Source organism: Rhodococcus sp. MPR-R1B, from assembly GCF_058793255.1.
In genome coordinates, this window is record NZ_JBXAFO010000004.1 from 195847 (window position 1) to 221423 (window position 25577).

21 protein-coding genes are annotated in these 25577 nt (G+C 63.7%); 10 read left to right on the forward strand and 11 right to left on the reverse strand.

The features are described from left to right. The first annotated feature begins 7 nt into the window (after positions 1 to 7). From AC1Q61_RS08365 to AC1Q61_RS08400, 8 genes are all read left to right on the forward strand, one after another. Positions 8 to 1450 carry an MFS transporter gene (locus AC1Q61_RS08365; protein ID WP_003944479.1) on the forward strand — a complete coding sequence of 481 codons (1443 nt, stop codon included), beginning with the start codon at positions 8 to 10 and terminating at the stop codon, positions 1448 to 1450. Beyond that, positions 1447 to 2328, forward strand: coding sequence for a ribokinase (locus AC1Q61_RS08370; protein WP_492650874.1), 882 nt, complete (start codon positions 1447 to 1449; stop codon positions 2326 to 2328). Before AC1Q61_RS08365 ends, AC1Q61_RS08370 begins: the two co-directional genes overlap by 4 nt. 53 nt (positions 2329 to 2381) lie before the next feature. Then, positions 2382 to 3203, forward strand: coding sequence for a MerR family transcriptional regulator (locus AC1Q61_RS08375; RefSeq protein WP_054826237.1), 822 nt, complete (start codon positions 2382 to 2384; stop codon positions 3201 to 3203). A gap of 39 nt (positions 3204 to 3242) precedes the next feature. After that, positions 3243 to 5342 (forward strand): RecQ family ATP-dependent DNA helicase, encoded by a 2100-nt coding sequence (locus AC1Q61_RS08380; RefSeq protein WP_030536630.1) that lies wholly within the window; start codon positions 3243 to 3245, stop codon positions 5340 to 5342. Between the two features lie 160 nt (positions 5343 to 5502). Further along, positions 5503 to 6018 (forward strand): diaminobutyrate acetyltransferase, encoded by a 516-nt coding sequence (gene ectA, locus AC1Q61_RS08385; protein ID WP_003944572.1) that lies wholly within the window; start codon positions 5503 to 5505, stop codon positions 6016 to 6018. A gap of 48 nt (positions 6019 to 6066) precedes the next feature. Then, complete coding sequence (ectB, locus tag AC1Q61_RS08390) at positions 6067 to 7329, forward strand: diaminobutyrate--2-oxoglutarate transaminase (RefSeq protein WP_003944528.1); 1263 nt, start codon at positions 6067 to 6069, stop codon at positions 7327 to 7329. 15 nt (positions 7330 to 7344) lie between these two features. Next, on the forward strand, positions 7345 to 7743 hold the full coding sequence (locus tag AC1Q61_RS08395; RefSeq protein WP_003944463.1) for an ectoine synthase: 399 nt from the start codon (positions 7345 to 7347) through the stop codon (positions 7741 to 7743). Between the two features lie 9 nt (positions 7744 to 7752). Continuing rightward, entirely contained in the window at positions 7753 to 8685 is a 933-nt protein-coding gene (locus tag AC1Q61_RS08400) for a D-isomer specific 2-hydroxyacid dehydrogenase family protein (protein WP_007731007.1), read from the forward strand. Between the two features lie 44 nt (positions 8686 to 8729). On the opposite strand, the gene AC1Q61_RS08405 is transcribed toward AC1Q61_RS08400, so the two are convergent. Then, positions 8730 to 9251 carry a VOC family protein gene (locus tag AC1Q61_RS08405; protein WP_081377472.1) on the reverse strand — a complete coding sequence of 174 codons (522 nt, stop codon included), beginning with the start codon at positions 9249 to 9251 and terminating at the stop codon, positions 8730 to 8732. 50 nt (positions 9252 to 9301) lie between these two features. Here AC1Q61_RS08405 and AC1Q61_RS08410 point away from each other — a divergent pair, with 50 nt between their 5' ends. Continuing rightward, positions 9302 to 10159 (forward strand): NAD-dependent protein deacetylase, encoded by an 858-nt coding sequence (locus AC1Q61_RS08410; protein ID WP_492650875.1) that lies wholly within the window; start codon positions 9302 to 9304, stop codon positions 10157 to 10159. Here AC1Q61_RS08410 and proB read toward each other — a convergent pair. From proB to AC1Q61_RS08455, 9 genes are all read right to left on the reverse strand, one after another. Beyond that, on the reverse strand, positions 10132 to 11235 hold the full coding sequence (gene proB / locus AC1Q61_RS08415) for a glutamate 5-kinase (protein ID WP_003944552.1): 1104 nt from the start codon (positions 11233 to 11235) through the stop codon (positions 10132 to 10134). The two genes, AC1Q61_RS08410 and proB, sit on opposite strands and share 28 nt — an antisense overlap. Before the next feature lie 44 nt (positions 11236 to 11279). Beyond that, positions 11280 to 12731 carry a GTPase ObgE gene (obgE, locus tag AC1Q61_RS08420; RefSeq protein ID WP_492650876.1) on the reverse strand — a complete coding sequence of 484 codons (1452 nt, stop codon included), beginning with the start codon at positions 12729 to 12731 and terminating at the stop codon, positions 11280 to 11282. 231 nt (positions 12732 to 12962) lie between these two features. Further along, positions 12963 to 13232 (reverse strand): 50S ribosomal protein L27, encoded by a 270-nt coding sequence (rpmA, locus tag AC1Q61_RS08425; RefSeq protein ID WP_003944532.1) that lies wholly within the window; start codon positions 13230 to 13232, stop codon positions 12963 to 12965. A gap of 42 nt (positions 13233 to 13274) precedes the next feature. Further along, positions 13275 to 13586: a 50S ribosomal protein L21 gene (rplU, locus tag AC1Q61_RS08430; RefSeq protein ID WP_003944533.1), complete on the reverse strand. Its 312-nt coding sequence runs from the start codon at positions 13584 to 13586 to the stop codon at positions 13275 to 13277. A gap of 319 nt (positions 13587 to 13905) precedes the next feature. Beyond that, positions 13906 to 17154: a translation initiation factor IF-2 N-terminal domain-containing protein gene (locus AC1Q61_RS08435; RefSeq protein WP_492650877.1), complete on the reverse strand. Its 3249-nt coding sequence runs from the start codon at positions 17152 to 17154 to the stop codon at positions 13906 to 13908. A gap of 448 nt (positions 17155 to 17602) precedes the next feature. Continuing rightward, the gene (ndk, locus tag AC1Q61_RS08440) at positions 17603 to 18022 is read right to left on the reverse strand and encodes a nucleoside-diphosphate kinase (protein ID WP_003944527.1); all 420 of its coding nucleotides are present in this window, start codon (positions 18020 to 18022) and stop codon (positions 17603 to 17605) included. 18 nt (positions 18023 to 18040) lie between these two features. Next, positions 18041 to 18481: a DUF4233 domain-containing protein gene (locus AC1Q61_RS08445; RefSeq protein ID WP_492650878.1), complete on the reverse strand. Its 441-nt coding sequence runs from the start codon at positions 18479 to 18481 to the stop codon at positions 18041 to 18043. Further along, the gene (gene folC / locus AC1Q61_RS08450; protein ID WP_492650879.1) at positions 18478 to 19917 is read right to left on the reverse strand and encodes a bifunctional tetrahydrofolate synthase/dihydrofolate synthase; all 1440 of its coding nucleotides are present in this window, start codon (positions 19915 to 19917) and stop codon (positions 18478 to 18480) included. Before folC ends, AC1Q61_RS08445 begins: the two co-directional genes overlap by 4 nt. Next, positions 19914 to 22595 carry a valine--tRNA ligase gene (locus AC1Q61_RS08455; RefSeq protein ID WP_050654661.1) on the reverse strand — a complete coding sequence of 894 codons (2682 nt, stop codon included), beginning with the start codon at positions 22593 to 22595 and terminating at the stop codon, positions 19914 to 19916. Before AC1Q61_RS08455 ends, folC begins: the two co-directional genes overlap by 4 nt. A 172-nt stretch (positions 22596 to 22767) precedes the next feature. Here AC1Q61_RS08455 and AC1Q61_RS08460 point away from each other — a divergent pair, with 172 nt between their 5' ends. Next, the gene (locus AC1Q61_RS08460) at positions 22768 to 23469 is read left to right on the forward strand and encodes a hypothetical protein (RefSeq protein ID WP_019749074.1); all 702 of its coding nucleotides are present in this window, start codon (positions 22768 to 22770) and stop codon (positions 23467 to 23469) included. A 71-nt stretch (positions 23470 to 23540) separates the two neighbouring features. On the opposite strand, the gene AC1Q61_RS08465 is transcribed toward AC1Q61_RS08460, so the two are convergent. After that, complete coding sequence (locus AC1Q61_RS08465) at positions 23541 to 25574, reverse strand: S9 family peptidase (protein WP_492650880.1); 2034 nt, start codon at positions 25572 to 25574, stop codon at positions 23541 to 23543. Positions 25575 to 25577 lie beyond the last annotated feature (3 nt).

Genomic DNA, 25577 nt, shown 5'->3' on the forward strand with positions numbered 1-25577 from the left:
GCATGTCATGACTACACCAGAGAACTCGATAAGCGCTCTCGAAGTGGCCGAATCACCCGATGTCTGCGTCACCGACAATGCGTCCGTCAAGCGCGCTGTCAAGGCAACGATGCTCGGAAATGCCATGGAGTGGTTCGATTTCGGCGTTTACGCATATCTAGCTACCACTATAGGAAAAGTGTTCTTCCCGGACGCGAGCGGCAGCGCTCAACTCCTCTCTACCTTTGCAATTTTTGCGGCAGCCTTCATCGTCCGCCCACTCGGCGGATTGTTCTTCGGTCCACTCGGTGACCGCATCGGACGCAAGAAAGTCCTGGCCACCACCATCATTCTGATGGCGGGCAGCACCTTCGCCATCGGCCTCATCCCGAGCTACGAATCCATCGGTATCGCCGCCCCGATCCTGCTGGTACTCCTACGCCTACTGCAGGGCTTTTCCACCGGCGGCGAATACGGCGGAGCCAGTACGTTCGTCGCCGAATACGCACCGGACAAGCGCCGCGGTTTCTTCGCCAGCTTCCTCGAATTCGGGACTCTGGCAGGATATGTGGCGGCAGCGGGCATCGTGACGATCATCCAGACCGTCGTCAGTGCCGAGGACCTACTCCAGTGGGGCTGGCGCATCCCCTTCCTCATTGCCGGACCTCTGGGTCTCATCGGCCTGTACCTCCGTCTGCGTTTGGAGGAAACCCCCGCATTCCAGATGATGGAGCAGGCCGAAGAGCGCTCCCTCGCAGATGAATCCACAGGCAAGAAACTACGCGAAACTCTCGTCGACAACTGGCGTCCGCTTGTTCTGTGCATCGTCCTGGTGGCCACGTACAACATCGCTCACTACGGACTGCTCAGCTACATGCCGACGTATCTGACCAACACGTTGGGTTACGACGAATCCCACGGACTCGTTCTGATGATCATCGTCATGATCGTGATGATGATGGGAATCAGCTACGTCGGAAAGTTCTCGGACCGCGTCGGGCGTAAACCCTTGCTGCTCAGCGGTTTCATCGGATTCTTCGTCCTGTCCCTGCCTGCCTACCTTCTGATCGGCGTCGGCAACTACGTGACGGTCTTCCTGGGACTCGCAATTCTCGGCGGCTTGCTCCTGCTGTTCGTCGGTGTGTTCCCGTCCGTGCTTCCCGCACTGTTTCCGACCGGAATCAGGTACGGCGGCTTGGCAATCGGATACAACCTCGCGGTCTCCATCTTCGGCGGGACCACTCCCCTGGTGCTCACCGCCCTCGAAAGTGCAACGGGCAGCAACTTGGTCGCACCGATGTACATGATGATCGCCGCCGTGATCGGCGGTATCGCAGTCCTGATGATCCCCGAGACCGCACGCAAGCCACTCGACGGCTCTCCGCCCTCCGTCGCCACCGACGAGGAAGCACGTCGGATCATCCGCAAGGTTCGTCGAAAGAGAATGAAGGCCGATAACCTCGAGGTATGAGCACGCCTCGAATCGTCGTCGTCGGCAGTATCAACATGGATCTGACCACGTCAGTGTCCAGATTCCCAGCTCCGGGAGAAACGCTGCTCGGCACTGCCTTTGCCACCGCGGCGGGAGGCAAAGGCAGCAACCAGGCCATCGCCGCCGCGAAGGCCGGTGGGGACGTGTCGTTCGTCGGCGCGGTCGGCGACGACGGTTTCGGCACCCAATTGCGCGAGACCCTGCAAGACGCCGGGGTCGACACCGCGTTGCTTCGTAGTGTCGACGGCCCGAGCGGCGTTGCCGCCATCACCGTGAGCGAGGACGCGGAGAACAACATCATCGTCGTCCCGGGCGCCAATTCCTCGGTCACCTCATTGTCCGAAGTAGACCTCGACGCGATCGCACACGCCGACGTTCTCCTGTGCCAACTCGAAATACCCCTCGACACGGTCACCACAGCGGCCCGGCACGCGCGTGCCAACGGAACAACTGTCATCCTCAATCCTTCACCGGTACAAGACCTTCCGGGCGCCCTGATCGAGTCTGTCGACATCCTGATCGTCAACCAGACCGAGTCGGAGCAGTTGGCCGCGGTCACCGGTCGCGTCCGATACCTCGTCACGACGCTCGGGGCCGGCGGCGCGGATCTCCGGTCGGGCGAGGAGACAATCCACGCCGACTCCCCGGCCGTGACACCCGTGGACACAACTGGCGCAGGCGATGCTTTCACCGGCGCCTTCGCCGTGGAGTGGGTGCAGGGCCAGGACCGCGCCCTGCAGTTTGCTGCCACGGCGGGAAGTCTGGCGACGACGGCCCGCGGCGCGTCGGTGTCGTCACCCACTCGCGCTGCGATCGAAAAAGTCCTGAACCGACAGCTTGACCCTGACACCGTGTGAGGTCGTAAACCTGTAGGTATCGGGTTCGTGAGAGAGAAACGGGGCGAGCAACAATGTTGAGCATCGGAGACTTTGCGAGAGCAGGTCGTGTGTCGGTGCGCATGCTCCGCCACTACGACGCCATCGGCCTGCTCACACCCGCGAGGGTCGACGCATCCACCGGGTATCGCTCGTACACCGCGGGCCAGTTGGCGCTGCTCAACCGCATCGTCGCTCTCAAGGAGTTGGGCCTGACTCTGGCCCAGGTCCAGCAAGTGGTGGAGTCGGCGGTCACCGTCGACGAGATCCGCGGGATGCTCACGCTTCGCCGAGCAGAACTCGAAACCCGAATCCAGGAAGACACCGCGCGACTGGCGCATGTACAGGCGCGCCTCCGCATCATCGAAAGTGAGGGACAGATGTCCGCATACGAGGTTGTGATCAAGTCCGTTCCGGCGCTGCGGGTCGCGGAGTTGACCGGTACCGCCAAGACGATGGATCCGTCGTCGATCGGCCCGGTGGTTCGCGGGTTGTACGAGCGGCTTTGTACCGGTTTGGATCGCGCCGGTATCGCCGCGATCGGACCCGCCGTCGCGTATTACGAGGATGCCGGTGACGACGAGAACGTCGTCGTGCATGCCGCGCTGCCGGTAGACGCGGATCCCGAGGGCGACTACGAGTTCGCTGTGGTGGACCTGCGGGCCGAAGAGCACGTGGCCTCGCTGATGCACAAGGGTTCGATGGACAACTGTCTGCCCGCCTATCAGGCACTGGCTCAATGGATCGACGCAGCGGGATACCGCAATGCCGGCCCCAGCCGTGAGGTGACGCTGGCGTGCCCGGAGGATGTCGACGGCTGGGTCACCGAGCTACAGGAACCTGTTGCCAAGGCCTGAAGCCCGCACGTGTCGGCAGGGTCGTGCACCATGGGGTCCATGACCACCGCCACTGCCCCAGCCATGCGCGACGAAGCCGAGCGGCTGCTCCGCGAACTCGCGGGGCCGGATGCCCGGCTACGCGAGGACCAGTGGACGGCCATCGAGGCGCTGGTGGTGCAGCGCAAACGCGCGCTCGTCGTACAGCGGACCGGCTGGGGCAAATCTGCGGTCTACTTCATCTCGGCGAAGCTGCTCCGGGCAACGGGCCACGGCCCCACCGTCATCGTCTCTCCGTTGTTGGCCCTGATGCGAAACCAGGTCAGTTCTGCCGAACGTGCCGGAGTGCGCGCCGCAACCATCAATTCGGGCAACGTCACCGAATGGGACGACATCCATGCCCGCGTCGCAGCCAATGATCTCGACGTCCTTCTGGTCAGCCCCGAGCGCCTGAACAACCCTGACTTCCGCGATCAGGTGCTCCCGGCCCTGGCAGCTGATGCCGGCTTGGTAGTGGTCGACGAGGCTCACTGCGTTTCCGACTGGGGCCACGACTTCCGTCCCGACTACCGCCGCATCAGGACCTTGATCGCCGAACTCGGCGAGGGCATTCCCGTCCTCGCAACCACGGCGACGGCCAACAACCGCGTCGTCGAGGACGTGTCCGCCCAACTCGGCGTCGGCGGTGAGGAAACCCTCGTCCTTCGCGGCGGGCTCGAACGCGAGTCGCTTCACCTCTCTGTAGTCCACATTCCGGAGGCGACGGCGCGCGCTGCCTGGCTTGCCGACATGCTCGAGACGCTGCCGGGATCGGGCATCATCTACACGCTGACGGTTTCGGCCGCGCGCGACCTCGCAAGCCTGCTCTCCGAGCGCGGCCATACTGTCGCCGCCTACACGGGCCAGACCGATCCCACTGAACGTGAATCTCTCGAGCAGGACTTGTTGGGTAATCGCGTCAAGGCTCTGGTGGCCACCTCGGCACTCGGGATGGGCTTCGACAAGCCTGATCTCGGGTTCGTCGTCCACCTCGGCGCACCGTCGTCGCCGATCTCGTACTACCAGCAGGTGGGCCGCGCCGGTCGTTCCACCGACAGGGCAGACGTGATCCTCCTGCCTGGCGCCGAGGACAAGCAGATCTGGAGTTACTTCGCCTCGGTCGCCTTCCCCCGCGAGCACCTGGTCCGCAGCGTCATCGAACACCTCGACACCGAAAAGGCCACGTCGACACCGGCACTCGAACCTCTGGTGGAGCTCAATCGCACGCGTCTCGAGATGGTCCTCAAAGTCCTCGACGTCGACGGCGCGGTCAAACGCGTCAAGGGCGGGTGGATCAGCACCGGCGAACCCTGGGTGTACGACGCCGAGCGCTACGGCCGACTCGACGACGCTCGCCAGGCCGAGCAGGCCGCAATGGTCGAGTACCAGAGCATCACGACGTGTCGAATGACCTTCCTGCGTGAACAACTCGACGATCCTGGTCTGACCTCGGAGAACTCACAGTGCGGTCGCTGTGACAACTGCACAGGCAATCGCTACGACACCACTGTCGACACCGCTGCCCTCGACGAGACTCGGGCGCGCTTGCAGCGCCCCGGATTCGACCTGGAGCCGCGCAAGATGTGGCCGACCGGCCTGAGCAAGCTGGGCGTCAAGCTGTCCGGGAAGATCACCGAGGGGCCCGAAACCGGGCGCATTCTCGGACGGATGTCGGACCTGGGCTGGGGTCAACGTCTCCGCGCGCTTTTCGACGGTCCCGACGCCGAGGTACCCGATGCGGTGGTCAGCGCGTGTATCAGCGTTCTGGCGGCCTGGAATTGGGCCGAGCGCCCCACCGGTGTCATGGCCCTCGAATCCACGACGCATCCGTTGCTGGTGTCGAGCCTGGCTGCCAAGCTGGCCGAGGTCGGGCGATTGACCGACCTGGGCACCCTTCGCTTGCGCCCCGACCACCCTCCGGTGTCGGCAGCGAACTCCGCCTATCGCGTGTCCGGACTGGTCGATGTTTGGGAAGTCCCGGACATGAGCATCCACCAGGGACCGATACTTCTTGTCGACGCAATCGCCGATACCGGTTGGACTTTCACGATGGCCGCACGCGCACTTCGACAGGCTGGTGCTCACTCTGTACTTCCGTTGGCGCTCGCAAGCCCGAAATAGCGAGTTTTTGCCCGAAATAGTCGCTCCGACAACGGCAAAAGTTACATAATGTGAGCACCATCACATTCATGTCCTCACCTGGGGCGCAACGGGTTCCACACGGCCCGAAACGGACATCTGCATGACTTCGACAGCAATGATTGTTACGTTCAGATGACCGATGAAGCCTGTTGATACGAGAGCTATCCCGACCACCGCGCCGGACGCGGTGTTGTTCAGAAGCCCACAGATCGATGACGGAGTCCGGCTCTGGGAGATCGCACGTGATTCGAAGGTGCTCGACCTCAATTCGAGTTATGCATACCTGTTGTGGTGCAGGGATTTCAGCGCGACGTCCATCGTCGCGGAGGTAGACGGCCGCGTAGTCGGATTCGTTTCCGGTTATACCCGTCCCAGCGCTCAGGAAACCCTGTTCGTGTGGCAAGTTGCGGTCGACGAAGACCAGCGCGGCAAGGCAATTGCTGCCCGTATGCTGTCCGACTTGATGGATCGCACTGCCCCACTGGGTGTTACACATCTGGAGACCACGATCAGCCCCGACAACGAGGCTTCGATCGCACTCTTCACCGCGCTCGCACGTCGGCGCGAAGTACCGATAACCAGGCAGACCTTGTTCTCGCCCAACGATTTTCCCGATGGACACGAAGCCGAAGATCTTTACACGATCGGCGCCTAGCGCACTTCGCGCTCGGCATACAGCATGCCCCGGAGGAACAAAGAAGATATGAATATCAACGAAGCAAGCATTTTCGAAACCCTCGAGTCCGAGGTTCGCAGCTACTGCCGTGACTGGCCCGCAGTGTTCACCAGCGCATCCGGATCCTGGATTCGTGACGAGAACGGACGCGACTACCTCGATTTCTTCGCCGGCGCCGGCGCACTCAACTACGGTCACAACAACCCGGTGCTCAAGTCCGCACTGGTCGACTACATCATGAACGACGGCATCACGCACGGCCTCGACATGTCCACTGTCGCCAAACGCGAATTCCTCGAGACCTTTCAGCGCAACATCCTCGAGCCACGCGGACTGGACTACAAGGTCCAGTTCCCCGGCCCGACCGGCTCGAACACCGTCGAGGCTGCATTGAAGCTGGCTCGCAAGGTCACCGGACGTTCGGCAGTCATCAACTTCACCAACGCATTTCACGGAATGACACTTGGTGCACTCTCCGTGACCGGTAACTCGATGAAGCGCGCGGGCGCCGGTGTCCCCCTCGTGCACACGACACCGATGCCCTTCGACAACTACTTCGACGGCGTCACCGAGGACTTCCAGTGGTTCTCCCGCGTTCTCGATGATTCCGGCAGTGGAATCAACCGCCCCGCGGCAGTGATCGTCGAAACCGTGCAGGGTGAAGGTGGCGTCAATGTCGCTCGCCCCGAATGGCTTCGGGCGCTGGCAACACTGTGCTCGGATCGCGGAATCCTGTTGATCGTCGACGACGTCCAGATGGGTTGCGGCCGTACCGGCCCGTTCTTCTCCTTCGAAGAGGCCGGAATCGTTCCCGACATCGTCACGTTGTCCAAGTCGATCAGCGGCTACGGAATGCCGATGGCGCTCACGCTGTTCAAGCGTGAACTCGACGTCTGGGGACCGGGCGAGCACAACGGCACATTCCGCGGCAACAACCCGGCGTTCGTCACCTCCAAGGTGGCACTCGACCACTACTGGTCCGACGACGCCCTCACCAAGACGACGCTGAAGAAGGGCGCACGCATCAGCGAATGCTTCGCCAACCTCTCCGATCAGTTCCCCGGCGAGGTCTCGCACCGCGGGCGTGGCTTGGTTCAGGGCCTCGTCTTCGAACAGCCCGAGCGCGCCGGCAAGGTCTGCCAGTTGGCATTCGACGAGGGATTGCTCGCCGAGACCTCCGGACCCTCCGACCAGGTTGTGAAACTGCTTCCCGCACTGACGATTACCGACGACGAGCTCGAGCACGGCCTCTCCATCCTGGCCGAGGCGACACTCAAGGTCTGCAGCTAGAGGAAGGACTCTCCCATGATCGTTCGCACCACCACCGAGATCACCGACACCGACCGCGACATCACGAGTGAGGACGGAAACTGGCGCAGCAAGCGCATCGTCCTCGGCGGCGACCGCGTCGGGTTCTCGTTCCACGAGACCACCATCAAGGCGGGTTCGGTCAACGAGTTCCATTACGCCAACCACGTCGAGGCTGTCTGGCTCGTCGAGGGCACCGGCAAGCTGATCGACCTCGACAACAACAAGGAATACGATCTCGCACCGGGGTCGATGTACCTGCTCAACGGCCACGAGCGTCACCGCGTCGAGCCGGACACGCAGATGCGCATGCTGTGCGTGTTCAATCCGCCGGTCACCGGGCGTGAGGTGCACGACGAGAACGGTGTCTACCCACTGGTGGAGGTCCCCGCGTAGCGTCTAGTCATGGCGACTGACACCTCTCCACGCGTAGCGATCGGCCCCGTCCCCGATGCACTGCTCGACAGCGCGGTGCTTCGGGGCGGTGGTCTGATCAGTCCGATCGACACTGCGGACGCCCTGATCTGGGCGGGCTCACCCGAGACCTTTCCGTCGGAGTTACCGGCGTCGGTCAGGTGGGTGCAGCTTCCGTCGGCGGGAATCGAGGATTGGTTCGACTCCGGTGTGATTCCGAAGGACACAGAAATCACGTGGACCTCGGCGGCCGGTGCGTTTTCGGCGTCGGTGGCCGAGCATGCACTCATGCTTCTCTTGGCCGGAGTTCGCCACTTGCCTGCACACATCGAGGCTCGAACGTGGCGTCAGTTCGAGTTCTTTCCCAAGATCGGCACCCTTCGTGGCTCGACGGTTGCGATCATCGGCGCAGGCGGTATCGGCCGCGCGCTGATTCCGATGCTGGCCGCGCAGGGGGCGGACAGCATCGCAGTCAATCGTTCCGGTAGCCCGGTCCCCGGGGCGATCTCGACGTACCCCGCATCCAGGATGGATGAAATCTATTCTCGCGCAGATCACTTCGTGATTGCTGCGCCCGCCACCCCGGCCACCCGTCACCTCGTGGGCCGTGCGCAGTTGGCGGCGATGCAACCCCATTCCTGGGTGATCAATGTCGCGCGCGGATCACTGGTCGACACCGACGCACTGGTCGAGGCCATCGAGTCGGAACAGATCGGCGGCGCCGGTCTCGACGTCACCGATCCCGAACCCCTCCCGGACGGTCACCCACTGTGGGATCTGACGAATGCGATCATCACACCCCACGATTCCAATCCGCCAGGCGTTCGCCCCGCCGCGTTCGCGGATCACGTCTCCAAGAACGTGACCCGCTTCGCGAAGGGTGAGGCGCTGGCTGCCCTCGTGGACCCCGTAGCCGGATACTGAGCACGCCGCCGAAGCTCGAATGCTCGGACCACGGTTGCCACAAATTACTGTGGCGACTGCGTCTCCGGAAAGAAGAGCGCCCGCGCCCGGCGAGCGACCTCTTCGGCAGGTACATCCTCGACCTTCGTGCATACTGCCCACCTGTGGCCGAACGGATCGAGAAACACTCCATGCCGGTCGCCCGAAAATGTATCGGCCACAGCCGTGACCAGCGTGCCTCCCTCGGCGACTGCCCGAGCGACAAACTCGTCCGTGTCCTCGGTGTAGACGACGATTGACGAATGCACCCAGCCGTCCTGCGGTGATTTGAGACCGAAGTCCGGCATCTCCTGCGAAAGCTGCAGCATCGAATCGCCGATCCGGATCTCCGCATGCATGAGGGAGCCGTCAGGTGCGTTCATCGCATCGACTATCTCAGCTCCAAGTGCTCGTTTGTAGTAGTCGAGTGCGGCATGGCCGTCCGGCACCGCAAGGTAGGGAGTGATCGTGCGGTAACCAGCAGGGATCGGGTTCACTGTGTTCATGTGTACGAGTATTGGCGATCGCACACGTGTTCTATTGAACATTTCGGACTTCCTCCGCGCCCCCGTCTCGCACACGCGCCTATCCTGGAACGGTGCCTACCGACAACAGCCGCCTCTACGCCCTCCCCGAGCTCCTGGCCGGCCGTCGCCTGGCAGTTCTGACAGGCGCCGGCATCTCCACCGACTCCGGAATCCCGGACTACCGCGGACCTGATTCACCCCCGCGCAATCCGATGACGTTCCAGCAGTTCATCGGCGATCCGGCGTTTCGGCGGCACTACTGGGCGCGCAACCACATCGGCTGGCGATACATGGACAGCTCCCGCCCCAACCAGGGCCACCGGGCCGTCGCGGCACTGGAACGAACAGGGCGAGCCGTCGGCGTGATCACCCAGAACGTCGACCTACTGCACACCAAGGCCGGCGCGCGAAACGTCATCGACCTCCACGGCACCTACGCGCAGGTTCGATGCCTGAGCTGCCAGCGGCTGATCTCCCGCACCACTCTCGCGGAGAGACTGGAAGAAGCCAATCCCGGATTCGCCGAAACAGTCGCTGCTGCAACAGGAGTCGAAATCGCACCCGACGCAGATGCCGTGATCGAATCCACCGCACACTTTCGCGTCGTGGATTGCGCCGTGTGCGGTGGCTTACTCAAACCGGACATCGTCTACTTCGGCGAATCCGTCCCCAAGGAACGCGTCGCCCGTGCATACAGCCTCGTCGACCAATCCGACGCACTGTTGGTAGCCGGGTCGTCGTTGACCGTGATGTCCGGCCTACGTTTCGTCCGGCATGCCGCCAAGACCGGGAAGCCGATCGCCATCGTCAATCGAGGCACGACTCGCGGCGACGAATTCGCCGACCTCAAGCTCGAAGTCGGTTGCGCTGAAGCACTTTCCGCCCTCGTCGAGCACGAAAGCTACAGCGCCACCAAGTCGTCCGCGTGAACCACAGGACGCTGCATGTCGGCCGGTAGATCGGTGGTGGAGCGCCCCAGGATCTCCTCGATCTCCGCAGCGTCGAACGCAACGACACCCCGGGCGACGGGCTTCTCCCCCGGCCCCATCAGGGACACGACGTCGCCGGCGTGGAAGTCACCGGATACACCGACGATGCCAGCGGACAGCAGGCTTCGACGCTTGGACACGACCGCGCGGACGGCGCCTTCGTCGAGGTGGAGGTCACCCGATGTGTCAGCGGCGTGACGAACCCAGAATCGGCGGGCCGACAATCGCGTCGGCCGCGGCGCAAATGCCGTTCCGACATCGGCACCACTGAGTGCCTGCGCAGCGTCCGATGCTGCCGCGAGCAGAACCGGCACGCCGGAATCAGCGGCCAGGCGTGCTGCTGAGAGCTTCGACGCCATGCCTCCGGTACCGAGGGCGCCACCCGAACCGGCAACCACACCGTCGAGATCCTCGGGACTGTTGACCTCGGGAATCAGTGTGGCATCGCCCTTTCGGGGATCCCCGTCGTACAGTCCGTCCACATCCGACAACAGGATCAACGCGTCGGCGCCGACCAGATGAGCAACCAGTGCAGCCAGCCGATCGTTGTCACCGAATCGAAGTTCGGTGGTGGCAACGGTGTCGTTCTCGTTCACGATCGCCACCGCGTGCAATGCCCGTAGACGATCGAGTGTCCGTTGGGCGTTGCGGTGCTGCGTCCGTCGAGCGATGTCGTCAGCCGTGAGTAGAACCTGCCCGACGGTACGCCCGTAACGGGCGAACGACGTACCCCAGGCGTGAGCCAGAGCCAACTGACCGACGCTGGCCGCAGCCTGCTTGGTCGCGAGATCCCGCGGTCGCTTGGTCAGTCCCAGCGGCGCCAGTCCGGCGCCGACGGCACCGGACGAGACAACGACGACATCGGAACCCGCACGCATGCGAGCCTCGATGGCATCGGCCAACAGATCGAGTCGGTGAGTATCGAGTCCCGCCACCAGACTGGTGAGCGCAGACGACCCGATCTTCACGACGATACTGTGAGCCGACGCTATCGACTCCCTGGTGGACCCGAGCACAGTCCCGTTCCCTCTCTTCGGTTTTCGTCCTGAAATCGCGTGGGTCAGGCGTCTTCGTCGAGCAAGCCGCGGCGGACACGACGCGCGTGCTTGCGCTCGTCGGCGCCGATGCGCTCCACCTGATCGAGACGCGGGTCGGTTCCACGGCCCGTGCGGGTCAGATCGATACCGGCCGGCGTCATCGGCTCCCACTCGAAGCTGACGTCACCGATGGTGACGGAAGCTCCTGGCTGAGCGCCCTTCTTGACCAATGCGTCCTCGACGCCCAATCGAGCAAGACGGTCGGCGAGGTAACCAACGGCCTCGTCGTTGTCGAAGGCGGTCTGACGAATCCACCGCTCCGGGCGGGTGCCTCGGACGACGAACCCACCGGGAATATCGGGATCCTTCTCGATGGTGAAGCTGGAATCCTTGACCTTGACCGGGCGAATGACCTGGCGCTTCGGCTCGGGCTTCGGATGAGCTTCGCGGTAGTCGCGGACCATCTTCGCCAGCGCGAATGTCAACGGTCGCAATCCTTCTCGGCTCACCGCTGAGATGGTAAAGACCGGCCATCCGCGAGCTTCGATCTCAGGCGTGACCATTTCGGCCAATTCGGCGGCCTCGGGAACGTCGGTCTTGTTGAGGATGACGACGCGCGGGCGCTTGTCGAGGTCACCGAGTCCCGAGTCGCCGGAGAGCGCGGGCGTGTACGCGGCCAGCTCTGCTTCCAGGGCGTCGATGTCGGATATCGGGTCACGTCCCGGATCGAGGGTGGCGCAGTCGATCACGTGCGCCAATACGGCGCAGCGTTCGATGTGGCGCAGGAAGTCCAGGCCCAAACCGCGGCCTTCGCTTGCACCGGGGATCAGCCCGGGCACGTCGGCGACGGTGAAGGTGGTGTCACCGCTCGAGACGACGCCGAGGTTGGGGACCAGAGTGGTGAAGGGGTAGTCGGCGATCTTCGGCTTGGCCGCAGAGAGAACGGACACCAGCGAAGACTTACCGGCAGAGGGAAATCCGAGCAGACCGACGTCGGCTACCGCCTTGAGTTCGAGAACCAGGTCACGCTCGACACCGTCCTCACCGAGGAGTGCGAAACCGGGAGCCTTGCGGGCTTTCGACGCCAGCGCTGCGTTGCCGAGTCCGCCGCGGCCGCCCTGAGCGGCGTCGAAGCGCGAACCGACTCCCACGAGGTCGGCAAGCACGTTGCCGTCGGTATCGAGAACCACAGTTCCATCCGGAACCTTGAGGATGAGGTCTTCACCGTTTGCGCCCTCGCGGTTGCTGCCGGCGCCCTGCTTGCCGTTGGTCGCCTTCGCGTTGGGATGGAAGTGAAAGTCGAGGAGGGTGTGGATGTTCTCGTCGACCACAAGGATGACGTCGCCACCGCGACCTCCGTTGGCACCGTCCGGACCGCCGAGCGGTTTGAACTTCTCGCGGTGTACGGAGGCGCAACCATTGCCGCCTTTTCCAGCGCTGACGTGCAGCACAACACGGTCAATGAATCGGGACATGACTGCCGGATCCTTCCTCAGTCAATTGCGGGTCTCACGCGATGAGCTGAACTTCTGGTGAGCAGGGTTGCTCGGGGCAAAACGGGTACTGCTTAAACAAACGATAGGGGCGGACCGGGTTATTTCAACCCTGGTCCGCCCCTATCGGGAGCTTGGAACGCGTCACTCTCTTACCGAAAGCAGAACCGGCTTACCGAAGTAGAACCGATGACGCACAACTAGCGAGAAAGACTAGACCTCAGCCGCAACGACGGCCGGAACGATGTTCACGGTCTTGCGTCCACGCTTCTGGCCGAACTCGACTGCACCGGCAGCGAGAGCGAACAGGGTGTCGTCGCCGCCACGGCCGACGTTGACGCCGGGGTGGAAGTGCGTGCCGCGCTGGCGAACCAGGATTTCGCCTGCGCTGACCGACTGGCCGCCGAAGCGCTTCACGCCGAGGCGCTGGGCGTTTGAATCGCGACCGTTACGGGAGCTGGATGCACCCTTCTTATGTGCCATGCTATTGACCCTCCTCGGGTGAAATTAGCTAGAAAGAACTGGTTACTTGATGCCCGTGACCTTGAGCACCGTGATCGGCTGCCTGTGGCCCTGACGCTTGTGGTAACCGGTCTTGTTCTTGAACTTGTGGATGCGGATCTTCGGGCCCTTGGTGTGCTCGACGATCTCACTGGTGACTGCGACCTTGGCCAGCTTGGCCGCGTCGGTGGTCAGGTCGGATCCGTCGACCACGAGAACGGGAGCAAGCGAGACAGCAGTGCCGGGCTCACCCTCGATCTTCTCGACCTTGACGAGGTCACCAACAGCGACCTTGTACTGCTTTCCGCCGGTCTTGACGATCGCGTACGTTGCCATCGGAGGGCTACCCCTTGCTTCTTCGAACTTGCTCGCGCTGCTGCCTGAGGCTTCAAATGCATCGCGACTGGTCTGGTTTATGTCACCTCGGCTCGGCACTGACGTACCGGGACATTCACGCGCACTCTAGGCACACGGAATCTCTACCGCCGGGTGGCGACCCTCCAAGGTTACGGGAAAGCAACCGTCAGGGTCAAACCGCCCCGCCGAGGGGTGGTGCTTACTACTCTGTACTGCTTCTACCAGCTGAAACTTCGGATAGCGGTTGGATGTCCTCGCTCATCGCGAAGTCATCCAACCGACCGAAAGCCAGTAGTTCTTACTCTCCGTCTACCGGAGGACCTGCGGGACGTGCTGCTGCACGCCTGCGACGGGGTCTCTTGACGACGACAACTTCTTCCTCGGCCGGAACTTCGGTGGCCGGAGCCGGAACGTTTTCCGCGACCGCGTCCACCACGGGTTCCGGAGTCGGAATCACGAAGACCGTGCCCACCTCGGGAGCTGCCTCGGCAACCGGTGCCGACGCTGCCCGCGACGCCCGGCGACTACGCCGACGACCGCGCGGAGCTGCTTCGGTCGAAGCTGCGGCCGACTCGTTGTCCACTGCGGATACTTCTTCCGCAGCAGAGTCCACAACAGGAACGTCATGGTGCTCAGCAGCAGCAGGAGTATCGATCGGCCGATCTTGTTGCCGATCGGCACTTTTGGATGCATCGTCCCCCGAAGACACACCGGCGGAATCAGACTCGGTCGAGTCGGCCGCGACGGTCTCGTCGTCGTCGTGGTGATGCGAGGCCATCGCCAATGCCACCGGATGAGCCCGCTTGACCGTCGCGTCGACGGCCGGAACCTCCGGCGCCGGAGCTTCCTGTCCGTTGGACTCGGTCGAAGCCGACTTGTCTCCGCGGCCACGCTTGTTCTTGCGCGAGGTACCGGAATCACTGCGCTGCGAGCCCGAACGCGATCCTCCGTCGTCCGAGGACTTCACCTCGACGGGCTCGGAATGGACGATGATGCCGCGGCCGTGGCAGTGCTCACAGGTGGTCGAGAAGGCCTCGACCAATCCGGTGCCCAACTTCTTGCGCGTCATCTGCACGAGCCCGAGTGACGTGACCTCCGACACCTGATGGCGCGTGCGATCGCGACCCAGGCATTCGGTGAGCCGACGCAGGACCAGGTCCCGGTTCGATTCGAGAACCATGTCGATGAAGTCGACGACGATCATTCCGCCGATGTCCCGCAGGCGCATCTGGCGAACGATCTCCTCGGCCGCTTCGAGGTTGTTACGGGTGACTGTCTCTTCGAGGTTTCCGCCGGCTCCGGTGAACTTGCCGGTGTTGACGTCGACGACGGTCATGGCCTCGGTGCGGTCGATCACCAGGGTGCCGCCGGACGGCAGCCACACCTTGCGATCGAGTGCCTTGGCCAACTGCTCGTCGATACGGCGAGCCGCGAAGACGTCGATACCGTTGTTCGGCGTGTACTTCTCGAGCCGCGGAAGCAGGTCGGGCGCAACGGAGTTGATGTAGTTCTCGACCGTCGTGTGCGCCTTCTCGCCCTCGATGACCAGCTTGGAGAAGTCCTCGTTGAACAGATCACGAATGACCTTGACCAGCATGTCAGGCTCTTCGTACAACGCCTGCGGGTTGCCGGACTTGCCGGTGTCCGCAGCCGCGGCCTGCTCCTCGATGCCGGCCCACTGAGCCTGCAGACGAGTCACGTCGCGCGCCAACTCTTCTTCGCTGACCCCCTCGGACGCCGTGCGAATGATCACGCCCGCGTCGGCGGGCACGATGTCGCGCAAGATTTCCTTGAGACGCTTGCGCTCGGTGTCCGGAAGCTTGCGGCTGATACCCGTGGACGTACCACCAGGCACGTAGACGAGGAAACGACCGGCAAGCGAAATCTGTGTCGTCAGTCGAGCACCCTTGTGGCCGACCGGATCCTTGCTGACCTGAACGAGCACCTGATCGCCAGGCTTGAGAGCCTGCTCGATCTTGCGCGAGTTGCCACCGAGACCGGCAGCCTCCCAGTTGACCTCACCGGCGTAGAGAACACCGTTGCGGCCACGTCCGATGTCGATGAACGCAGCTTCCATGCTGGGGAGCACGTTCTGGACACGTCCGAGGTACACGTTGCCGACCATCGACGCGGACGCCGAGTTGGTGACGAAGTGCTCGACCAGCACTCCGTCTTCGAGGACTGCTACCTGTGTAGTCGCATGCGGCTGACCGCTGTCTGCCCGATCGCGCACGACCATGACGCGATCGACGGCCTCACGACGCGCGAGGAACTCCGACTCGGTCAGGATCGGTGGGCGACGTCGGCCGGCGTCACGACCGTCGCGGCGACGCTGACGCTTCGCTTCCAGACGTGTCGAACCACTGATGCCCTGGACCTCGTCCTTGACGCGGGTCTTGTTGCGCGGCTCGCGCTCGTGAACGACGGTGTTCGGCGGATCGTCCTCGGACGTCGCAGCCGCGTCGGTGGCGCCGTCGGTGCCGGTCTTGCGGCGACGACGACGACGGCGACGGCGGCTCGATCCGTCGGCATCGAGATCGGAATCGTCGGCATTCTCGGAATCCGCATCAGCGGTGGACTCGGACTTATCACCGGATTCTTCGCCGGCAGCGTCGTCGGTTTGCTTCTCGACTGCCGCAGGGGCAGATTCCTGCTCCGATTCGGTAGCGGTATCCGACTCTTCGTCCGAACCCTGCTCGCCACCCTGTTCACCGCGACCACGTCCACGTCCACGGCGTCCACGACGACGGCGACGCGGCTGATCGTCGTCCTCGTCCTCGGACTCGGCGCTCTCGCCCTCGGTTTGCGGTGCGGTCACAGCCGGCTCTTCGACGGCAGGAACTGCAACCGGCGCTGCCTCGGGAACGACGGTTTCGGCTTCCGCGGTTGTCTGCTTCTCTTCGACGACCGCCGGTGCAGCAGGCTCGCGGCGTGCGCGACGGCGACGCGGAGCTACCTCGGCGGCTTCGAGATCCGGCTGCAGGAACAGCGGGACCTGCGGCGCTGCGGGAGCCACCTCGGGCTGATGGGTCTGCGGCGCCTCGAAGGAAGTGAACAGATCGGACTGCTCGGCTTCCTTGCTCTGCAGCGCAGCAGCGGCGTCGAGTCCAGCGCTGATCTCGGCGACAGCCGGATCCACTGCTTCTTCTGCTGCAGGTTCTTCGACGACGACCTTTTTGCGAGTGCGACGAGCCCTGACAGGCTTCTCGGCCGGAGCCTCTGCAACAGGAGCAGCCTCCACGGGAGCTTCTGCAGCAGGCTCCTCGGCAACCGGCGCCTCGACAACCGGGTCGATGAGGGTGTCGAGCTCGGCGACGACGGGCTCGATGGCCTCGGCCGCGGAAGTCAACGAGGCATGAATCCGCTGAGCGACGTCACGGTGAAGACTCGACTGCGCGCTGCGCAATTCGGTACCGAGCGCTGCGGCTTCGGCAAGGACCTGCTTGCTGGTGACGCCGAGCAACTTCGCCAGCGCGTGTACGCGCATCTTGTCGGGAAATTCCGGGGTGGTGCTGGAATCTGATTCGGTTGGGGATTGATCGGCCACGTAAGTCTCCTCAGCCCCCGGGCGCGTCCAACCCAGAAGTCGAGTTGTCACGCGGCCACGCGGGAGCGTGCTGTGTGTACTCGCACTCAGAAGTGAGTACGAGATTGTAAGGTCTCGCTCCGCATGGTCCGCAATGCCCGTTATTCACTGCGAGCACATGAAGTGCCTGGCTGGATGGCCGTTGTCCTGTGCGCGAGCGCCTGATCATCCAGCGTGCAGAGGTCCAGGGATTTCCTGTTGACCTGGAGCAGCGATGAAAGGGCATCGAACCTAGGTGTCATCCGGTTGAACGTGCGTAAAACAAATTGCGGTTCAACTGAAAGCAGTATCCCACACCAACGCGCCTGCAACTGCAAAGGGCGCACCGATGTGGGATACGTGCCGAGAATTCGCTGTGGAGATGTGGGCCGAAGGCCCGTTCATGTGGGCCAGAGGCCCGATCGGAGATTCAGATGGACGACAGCGCGGGGAACCACAGAGCGATTTCACGCTCTGCCGACTCCACGGAGTCGCTGCCGTGAACGAGGTTCTGCTGCGCTTCGAGTCCGAAGTCGCCGCGGATCGTACCCGGAAGAGCCTTGTCGACCGGGTCGGTTCCGCCGGCCAACTGACGGAAAGCAGCGATGGCTCGGGGGCCTTCGAGCACTGCGGCCACCAGCGGACCGGAGGTGATGAACTCCAACAAGCTCGGGTAGAACGGACGCTCGGCGTGTTCTGCGTAGTGGCTACCAGCCACCTCTTCGGAAGCTACGCGGAGGTCGAGTGCTGCAATTGTCAGGCCTTTGCGCTCGATACGGCTGAGGATTTCTCCTACGTATCCACGGGCAACGGCGTCGGGCTTGATCAGTACGAGGGTGCGCTCAGTCACAGCGGACAGCCTAAATGGTCAGTTCCGCTGACCGGGAAGCAGGCCCTTGTCCATCCGGCGCTTGATGTCTCTCTGCAGGTAGACGAGGTATCCCCAGACGATCCCGAAGGTGATCGCCACACCGGCGATCGACGGGTGGACGAAGAAACCGAACAGAAGAATCACCTGCAGCGCGACGTTGAACCCCATCGCCCACGGCTTGCCCTGGATGCCCGCACCCAGAATCATCAGTACCGCCAACCCGATGATGAATCCCGCGGAGGCCGCGGTGAGGCCTCCGCCGACGACCGCGACAACCGGCAAAGCCAGCAGCACGACGATCGCCTCGAGGATCAGGGTTCCGGCCATCACTCCGCGGAAGCTTTTCCACGGGTCCTTGGTCGGCGGCCCGAACTCGCCGGCAGTGTCTCCGGGCTCGTGGTCTCCGGACTCGGGATTGGCATCTGACGGGGTACTCACGCGGGGTCCTTTCCGAACAGCGTGCGGGCGGCGCCTGCGGTCACGACGGATCCCGTCACCACCACACCCGCCCCTGATACGGCCTCACCGGGTTCGGCGACCTGCTCGGCGATTTCGATCGCGACTTCCAAGGCGTCGGCAAGCACCGGCGCAACGACGACGCGCTCGTCGCCGAACTTCGCGACGGCGATGTTCGCCAGTTCTTCGACGTCCATCGCCCGGGGTGACCCGTTGTGTGTGACGACGATCTCGTCGAAGACGGATTCGAATGCAGTCAAGATGGCGTCGACGTCCTTGTCCGCCATGACGCTGACCACTCCCACGAGCTTGCGGAAGTCGAACTCGGCGGACAGTGCGGCCGCGAGAGCGCGAGCACCGTCTGGATTGTGGGCGGCGTCGAGAAAGACCGTCGGCGCACTCCGAACACGTTCGAGGCGACCGGGATTGACGACCGAGGCGAACCCGTTGCGGATTGCATCCTGATTCAGTTGTCGATCCGGACCGGCACCGAAGAACGCTTCTACGGCAGCGAGCGCGAGCGCGGCGTTGCGCGCCTGATGCTCACCGTGAAGGGGGAGGAAGATGTCGGTGTACACACCGCTCAAGCCTTGAAGTTCGAGCTGCTGTCCGCCCACCGCGATCTGGCGAGCAAGCACCTTGAACTCCGAGCCTTCACGAGCGACCGCGGCCTCCACCTCGACAGCACGCCGCAGCAATACCTCCATGACTTCGGGAGTCTGCTCGGCGATGATCGCGACGGTGTCCACCGGAACCAGGTCCTCGCGGCCCTTCTTGATGATCCCGGCCTTCTCCTCCGCGATCCCGGCCAGGTCGGTGCCCAGGTACTCGGCGTGATCGAGGCTGATCGGGGTGATCACCGCAACCTGCCCGTCGATCACGTTGGTGGCGTCCCAGCGTCCGCCGAGGCCGACCTCGACCACGGCGACGTCGACCGGCGCCTCCGCGAAGGCCGCATAGGCCATGGCGGTGAGCACTTCGAACTTGCTCATCGCCGATCCCCCGGCTTCCTCCGACTGTGCGTCGATCATCTGCACGTACGGCTCGATCTCGCGGAACGTGTCCACATAGAGCCGCGGCGAGATCGGATGACCGTCGATGCTGATCCGCTCGGTCGCGATCTGCAGATGAGGGCTGGTGGTTCGCCCGGTGCGACGATGCAGAGCCGTCATCAACGAATCGATCATGCGCGTCACCGACGTCTTACCGTTGGTTCCCGTGACGTGCACCGACGGATAGTTGTGCTGAGGCGAGCCCAGGACATCCATGAGCGCCTCGATACGAGTCAGTGACGGCTCGATCTTGGTCTCGGGCCAACGCTTGTCGAGTTCTGCTTCCACCAGCGCCAGTTCGGCGATGTCGACCGGAGTCGGAACCGAACTCTGAGCGTCGAATTGGGACGGCTCGTACGAACTCACTTGTCGGCCAACTCCTTCAGACGTCCCGTGATGCGCTCGATCTCTTCGACGGCGATCTGGCGACGTGTCTTGATCTTGTCCACGACGGCGTCGGGCGCCTTCGCCAGGAAGGCCTCGTTCGCCAGCTTGTTGTCAGCGGTGACGAGCTCCTTCTGCGCTGCCGCGAGGTCCTTTTCGAGCCGCTTCTTCTCCGCGCCGAGGTCGATGGTGCCCGAGGTGTCGATGTCGACAGTGACGGTGCCCTGGCTCAGGCGCACCTCGACGGAGATCGACGCGGTGAATCCCTCTTCGGGTTCGGTCAGCTTGGCCAGCGCCGCCACGTAGGCGAACTGGCCGTCCATGCCGGCCTCCGAAAGCCCGGACGCACGAGCCGGGACCTTCTGGGAAGGCTTGAGTCCCTGATCGTTTCGGAATCGTCGCACCTCGGTGATCAGCTTCTGCGTGTCTTCGATCCTCGTTGCGGCCTGGGCGTCGACTGCCTCACCGGACAACACGGGCCATTCGGCGACGACCACGGACTCGCCGCCGGTGAGCACCTTCCACAGGGTTTCGGTCACGAACGGAATGACCGGGTGCAGGAGGCGGAGCAGTGCATCGAGAACATTGCCGAGCACGGCGCGGGTGTTCGCGGCGACGGCCTCGTCGGCGGCGAACTGCACCTTGGCGAGTTCGAGGTACCAGTCACAGACCTCGTCCCACGCGAAGTGGAACAGGCCTTCGCACGCCTTGCTGAACTCGTAGCGATCGAATGCGGCGTCCGCCTCGGCCTGGACCGTGTCGAGACGGTCGAGGATCCAACGATCGGCGTCGGTCAGTTCGCTTCGAGCGGGCAGCGGCGCGGGAGCAGCGCCGTTCATCAGAGCGAACTTGGTCGCGTTGAACAACTTGGTCGCGAAGTTGCGCGAGGACTGCGCCGAATCCTCGCCGACGGACAGGTCGCTGCCCGGGTTGGCGCCGCGTGCAAGTGTGAATCGCAGGGCGTCGGCGCCGAAACGATCGACCCAGTCGAGTGGGTCGATACCGTTGCCGCGAGACTTCGACATCTTCTTGCCGTACTGATCGCGGACCAGTCCGTGCAGGAACACGTCCTTGAACGGCATCTGCGCGCCGGACTTACCCGAACCGGCGGTGATCGACTCGTCCTCGGACACGTAGGTGCCGAACATCATCATGCGGGCGACCCAGAAGAACAGGATGTCGTAGCCGGTGACGAGAACGCTGGTGGGATAGAACTTTTCGAGTTCGGGCGTGTTGTCCGGCCAGCCCATCGTCGAGAAGGGCCACAGTCCGGAGGAGAACCAGGTATCGAGGACGTCGGGATCCTGGACCCAGCCTTCCGGCGCCGTTTCGTCAGGACCGAAGCACGCAACTTCACCCTCGGGGCCGTACCAGACCGGAATGCGGTGACCCCACCAGAGCTGACGGGAAATGCACCAGTCATGCATGTTGTCGACCCAGTCGAACCAGCGTGGCTCCTGGCTCGCCGGGTGAATGACGGTGTCCCCGTTGCGAACCGCGTCACCCGCAGCCTTGGCGAGCGTCTCGACCTTGACCCACCACTGCAACGAGAGACGAGGCTCGATGGCCTCGCCACTGCGCTCGGAGTGCCCGACGCTGTGCAGGTACGGACGCTTCTCGGCGACGACGCGTCCCTGCTCGGCGAGAGCTTCGCGAACCTTGACGCGAGCCTCGAAGCGGTCCATTCCGTCGAATTCGGTTCCGGTGTCGGCAATCTTGCCGGTCTTGTCCATGATGGTGGGCATCGGCAGGTTGTGCCGCAGGCCCATCTCGAAGTCGTTGGGATCGTGAGCCGGCGTGATCTTCACAGCGCCGGTTCCGAACTCGGGGTCGACGTAGTCGTCGGCGATGATCGGGATCTGACGCCCGGTGAACGGATGATCGAGAGTGGTGCCGATGAGGTGCTTGTAGCGCTCGTCCTCGGGATGGACCGCCACTGCGGTGTCACCGAGCATCGTCTCGACGCGAGTGGTCGCGACGATGACGTGCGGCTCGTTGTCGTCGAGCGAGCCGTAGCGCAGGGAAACCAGCTCACCCTCGACGTCCTCGAACTTCACCTCGATGTCGGAGATCGCGGTCTGCAGCACCGGCGACCAGTTCACGAGACGCTCGGCGCGGTAGATCAGGCCCTCGTCGAACATGCGCTTGAAGACGGTCTGGACGGCGCGGGAGAGGCCCTCGTCCATCGTGAAACGATCACGACTCCAGTCGACGCCGTCACCGATGCGCCGCATCTGGCCACCGATGGTTCCACCGGATTCGCGCTTCCAGTCCCAGACCTTGTCGATGAACAGCTCGCGGCCGAAATCTTCCTTGGTCTTTCCGTCGGCAGCGAGTTGCTTCTCGACGACGGACTGCGTGGCGATACCGGCGTGGTCCATGCCTGGCAGCCACAGCACCTCGTAGCCCTGCATCCGCTTGCGACGGCTGAGCACGTCCATGAGGGTGTGATCCAGGGCATGGCCCATGTGCAGACTGCCGGTGACGTTCGGGGGCGGCAGCACGATGGAGTAGCCGGGCTTGTCGCTGGTCGCGTCGGCCTGGAAGTACCCGGCGTCTACCCAGCCTTGATACAGATCGGCCTCTACCGCGCTGGGGTCCCAGCTCTTGGGTAGGGCGTCGGCGGGGGTCTGGGGGTTCTCTGGAGCTGCACTGGTCACCACTTGATCCTAATGACTCCCCCGTCGTGAACGAATTCGCCCGTCGGCCGCCGCAGCGCACACGAACGACTGCCCCGCAGTCCGGGGTCAGCCGAACAAACGATATTCACCGATCCGCTCCGCTGACAGGATCGCTCTGAAGGACGACCGACCAACGACCCGTGGAGCAAATATGTTGAACAACTGGAGTTCTCGCCGTCCCGGCGTTCGAACCTTGGCGGCGGCCGCGACGATCGGAGCCGCGGTTGCCCTCGTGCTTCCGGCGACTGCGTCCGCTGCCCCCGGCATCGAAGAAAGTGTGCAAGGAAGCATCGACAGTGGCAGCGCCACGATCAACGGAAGCGTCGGCGATATCGGGAACGACATCGCAAACGGCATCGCCAGCGGCAGCGTGGGTGACATCGTCGGCGGGATCGCCACCGGGAACCTCAACGACGTCCTCGGCGGCCTGAACGCCGGCTCGACCAGCGCGACGGACATCGTCAACGGCCTGGCCAGTGGCAACGTCAGGGACATTCTCAGTGGCCTGGCCAGCGGCAGCGGCGGCGGCGGATCGTTTGCGCCCACCCAGCGCTGCGACGCCTCGACCGTCTCGGGCGGCGCAGGAATCACCAGCACCAAGCACGAACTCGGCCGCGGTGGCCCGACCTCGTTCGTGCTCGGCTACGAGACCGAAAACGTCCCGGACCTGATCGAGGTGTACTACGAAGGTCGGTTGATCCACAGCACCGGATACATCGGCGACAACATCAACGAGGGAACTGGTTCAGCTGTCGTCAACGTGCCCGCCGGTGGGGCGTCGTCCGTTCTGGTTCGCGTCACGGGCCCTGACCACACCGAGTGGTCGTACACCGTTCGTTGCCCCGGCGCCTGATTCCGGTCCGGATCCACGCGAAGACGCTCGTGCCTCGTTCGGTGTTTCATCCGAACGAGGCACGAGCGGGTTCAGCCCAGAATCTCCGGTAGCGCGACATCTTCGCCGAGAACGTGCTCGGAGAGGAACGCGGTGACCACCTCGTACCAGATCTTGGTGTGCTGCGGCTTGAGCACCCAATGATTCTCGTCGGGGAAGTAGAGGAAGCGATGGTCCGTCTTCCCGTCGTCGTCGGCGGGCAGACCTGACTCGGCAAGCAGTTCGTACCAGAGTCGCAAGCCCTCACCGATCGGAACCCGGTAGTCCTTGTCGCCATGGATGACCAGCATCGGAGTCGTGATGTCCGCGACGTACAGATGCGGCGAATTCTCGACGGCCATCTCAGGCGACATCTCGCGCTGCCAGTACCAGGCAGCGTCCGTCGTCGGGCCGAATTGATCGAGTGCCCACAGACTCGCGTGGGTGACGATGGCGTCGAAACGGTTGGTATGTCCGGCAATCCAGTTGGCCATGTAACCACCGAACGAACCACCCATCGCGCCGGTTCGCTTGGGGTCGATCTCGGGCTGGGCGACAGCAGCATCGGTGATCGCCATCAGATCGGTGAAGGGCGCCTTGCCCCACTGACCCCACCCCCGCTGGACGAAGTCCTGGCCGTATCCGGTCGAGAGCGCGGGATCTGGTAGCAGTACTGCATAGCCCTTGGCGACGAGCAGCCACGGATTCCACCGCCAGGACCAGGTGTTCCACGAACCGAGTGGGCCGCCGTGGACCCAGAGAAGCAATGGCACCGGTGCATGCGGCGCGGCGCCCGTCGGCAGCGCCAACCAGCTACGCACCGTCGAACCGTCCTCGGCACGCGCGGTGATCTCGGTCAGTGTTCCCGGCAGCTCCGGCAAAGTGTCGGGCCCACGAAGTGCGGTGATCTCACCTGATCGCAGATCGACCCGCACCACGTGCGGGGGCGCTTCGTACGAGGCTCGCAACGCGTAGATCGACTCACCGTCCGGCGCCACTCGAACGTCGGTGTACGCCGCGTCGTCGGCTGTCAGGCGCACTGGTTGGCCCCACAGGTCGATGGTGAAGATCGGACCGCGGCCGCCGTCGTCAGCGGTGACGACCAGCCCGGATCCGTCGGGTAGCCAGGCAAGTGAGGTAGGCCAGCGATCCCAGCCGTCGGCGACGCCGGTCACGGCACCGGATCCGAAGTCGTAGAGCTGCAGAGTCATTCGTGGTGCGGACTCCGGTGTGGTGAGTGTCTCCCGGATGAACGCGAGCTTGGTTCCGTCCGGCGAGAGCACCGGGTTGTAGACGTCCGCGTCGGCCTCGTCGACAAGCGTGACTCGGTCACCGGTCACCGTGTCGATCCGAACCAACGTCGATCGGCGGGCGGCACTCGCATCGCCGACAGTCCACGTGGTCACGACAAAGAGACCGTCGTCGGAAATCGTGGTCGACGTCTCCCGCAGCGCTGCGCCTGCCGTCGGTGTGATGTCCCGCAACTCGACGGATTCCTTCGAATCCGTCTCGGCCACAACCAGATGCGGATGATCGGGGCCCAGGTCGCGGTCCCAGTGGCGCACCGGATAACCGGTGTGCAGCATCGCCGTGACTTTCTTGTCCTTGCGCGCCGATCGCACCTGATCGTCCTGGTCGAGGCTGATCGCCGAAGCCATGACCGACGTCTGGGCCACGAACGTCGGCGCCGCCTTCGCCGCTGATACCGACGAGACACCACCGGGACGCGAGATCAGCAGCTGAGCTTCTCCGCCCGCCGCTGGTAGGCGCCAGAGTGCTGGTTGCGGATCACTCTCGCCCGGCACGGCTCGCGTGGCAGTGAAGAGCACGTCGCCGTCGAACGCGAAGGCAGCACCGGACTCGCTGGTCGAACCCCAGGTCAACCGACGCGCAGGACGCCGGCCTTCCGGGTCGATCTCCCACAACGAGGACACGTATTCGGCGCTCTTGTCGTCGAGAACGGCGCGCGCGCAGATCAGCAGCGAGCCGTCAGGTGACAACACCAGGCCGGACAACCTGGCCAGAGCGATGTAGTCGTCGAGTTCGTCGAACGGTGTGCCTGCGTGGAGCTCGGGAATCTGGGTCACCAC